Source organism: Viscerimonas tarda, from assembly GCF_054601255.1.
On sequence record NZ_BAAHWV010000106.1, the window covers coordinates 1 to 2,289 of the forward strand.

A 2,289-nucleotide genomic window follows, 5' to 3' on the forward strand; every position below is an offset into this window, starting at 1 on the left:
CATATTGGAAACAGTAAAAAGCCCATGATAGAATTGTTGATTTTTTATTGTTCGGGGGACAAATGACCAAAGTATTTGTACCAGTTTCAGTGTGTTTTGTGGGTTGATGTTATTTCCGTAGGAATGCTTGCCATACGAATAAATATTGGAGTGCTCTCTGTAAAGGGAGTGTATGCCCGTATAGACTGATTCGCTGTTCCAGTGATTTTCCGGCACACATACCAACAGGTGCATATTTTTATTGGCATCACTCAGCAACTCGTTTAACATGGAAACGGATTTCAATTCTTCAGGAACATGGCGGTAATTATCCTTGTGGCGTTTCAAAGCGCAGTCACAAACGGCTTGGTTGCGACACTCAACAGGAATGCGTTCCAAGTCGAAATGTCCCCAGTAGCTTTTGTCGTTTTCGACCAATGTATTGATATTGCTTTCGGACAAGTATTTTTCAGGCAGGTAATTGAGCAACTCTATCTGACCTTCCGCAAGCGCAGCGGCAACGATTTCCGGTGTAATAAGTTCTTCCGTCAAATTCTTGACGGCTTCTGTGATATGTTTCATGCTGTTTGCTTTTTTGTTAGTGGATGATTGATTGTTGTTGCAAGCCGGTTATTGCGGAACACATACACCGGTTTATTTTCCCTTTCAGCGTATTCTTCCAGTTCTTTCCAATCGGCAAAAGCGATATGATTTTTTGCAAACCGGTTGTCCTTTTCAAATTCGTAGATTTCCAGATTGAAGAAAGGTTTCCATTTAATGACGTTAAGGACTTGGGCGAAATCAATGTTTTCGGAACGTTTTCCGAAGAGTATTGTCCAGTTTCCGTTTTCATAGAGGAAACACAGTTCCACCGGATTTGTAAAGATTTCCCTGCGGGCTGTAATCATGGCTTCGTTCCGTTTCCTGCTCCCGTTATCGTCGCGGATAGCGGCATGGCAATGAACTTTGTCGCCGTACCATCGGTATTTCCCGTAGGGGGAAGAATTAAGCCGGTTGAGGTTGCCCAAGTCAAGCAGCGCATCCAAGCGTTTTTCGACGGAATAAAAGTTCTTCAATGTGAAAGCCGTTTTCTCCGGTTTTTCCACATTGAGCAGGTCGATGTGCCGGACGTTACCGTTCGGCAATAATTTTCCAATTCTTACTTTCATATTCTTGTTTTTAATTTTTAATAGACTGAATAATTACACTATTGGCTGTTGCGGGCAGAATGTGAATACTGTGACCATTTTCTATCGCAACAACTTTTATTTCTTTTCCCTTGATAATGATGTGAAAATCATACGTTTTAATTACTTGTTCTTCCATACTATATTTTTTCTAAACATTCTTCCGTATTAGCGTGCCATGTTTCCACTTCGCATGTTCCTAACTTATTATGCGGAATGATTACAAATCTGTTACTCTCAATGCCAAGCAATATATACACTTTTTCAAGGTCAATGCCCGGTCTTCTTACACTTTCTTTAAAGCGTACTTTGTCTAAAAATTTTAATTCCATATTTTTTTACTTATTAAACATTTTTACTATCAAAAAATCGCAAGAACTACCTCTCCATGAAAAATGAATAGTCATATCATTCTGAAATACTGAAATGTCAGTTAGTATTAGATATTTTTCATTTAATGAGCCAAGGATTCCTTCAAGATATTCTATATCAAATCCATTCATATCCGAGACGGCTTGTTTCAGCCGGTTTATCAAAAGTTCTTCAATATATGGGCTACGTGGGTCGCTTTTGGGGCTATTTTCGTGTAATATTTTATTTTTCATACATACGATATCTATTCTTTCCTGAAAAAATTAACATAACTCTTGTCAATTAGCTGATTAAGCGACTTTTTGCTGTCCCCAAGTGATGTGGAAGTTTCCCTCTTTATCTTCTTCCCGATGCAGCAGGCTTTCGATAAGGGATGGCGAAATATCAAATTCATCAAAGATGTCGGATTCTTCCTTCACTTCGCCTGTCTTGATAAATTCGTTGAGGCGTTCCTTCGTTAATACCAGCGCCATCAGGTTTTGCTCAATGGAGTCTTCATACGTTACGAAATGCACCCGTGTATGTTCTTTGGAATCCAGCCGGATAAAGCGGAAATAAAACTGTTCCATTTTGGGTATGTTCCATTGCAGGGCTTCGAGAATGACATCGTTACAACTTGGAATGTTGACCGAACTTTTTAGACTTTGCTGGGTAGCAATCAAAATTCCATTGGTAGTTGCCTCAAAGCGGTCAAGAATTTTTTGACGTTTCTTAAAGGCAACATCGCCTTGGATAATAAAGAGTTCCCTGT

At 39.4% G+C, this 2,289-nt stretch carries 6 protein-coding genes; all 6 read right to left on the reverse strand.

What is annotated here, in order from left to right; genetic code table 11:
• On the reverse strand, positions 1–561 hold a 561-nt coding region (locus ACYPWY_RS16020; protein ID WP_459686546.1), incomplete at its 3' end, for a hypothetical protein.
• Positions 558–1,148, reverse strand: coding sequence for a hypothetical protein (locus ACYPWY_RS16025; protein ID WP_459686547.1), 591 nt, complete (start codon positions 1,146–1,148; stop codon positions 558–560). The genes ACYPWY_RS16020 and ACYPWY_RS16025, both read right to left, overlap by 4 nt.
• 10 nt (positions 1,149–1,158) lie before the next feature.
• Positions 1,159–1,305, reverse strand: a complete 147-nt coding sequence (locus tag ACYPWY_RS16030) for a hypothetical protein (protein WP_459686548.1) — start codon at positions 1,303–1,305, stop codon at positions 1,159–1,161.
• Between the two features lies 1 nt (position 1,306).
• Positions 1,307–1,498, reverse strand: a complete 192-nt coding sequence (locus ACYPWY_RS16035) for a hypothetical protein (RefSeq protein ID WP_459686549.1) — start codon at positions 1,496–1,498, stop codon at positions 1,307–1,309.
• Positions 1,499–1,504: 6 nt separating this feature from the next.
• Complete coding sequence (locus tag ACYPWY_RS16040; protein WP_459686550.1) at positions 1,505–1,771, reverse strand: hypothetical protein; 267 nt, start codon at positions 1,769–1,771, stop codon at positions 1,505–1,507.
• Between the two features lie 57 nt (positions 1,772–1,828).
• A partial coding sequence (locus tag ACYPWY_RS16045; protein WP_459686551.1) for a helicase C-terminal domain-containing protein occupies positions 1,829–2,289 on the reverse strand: 461 nt, incomplete at its 5' end.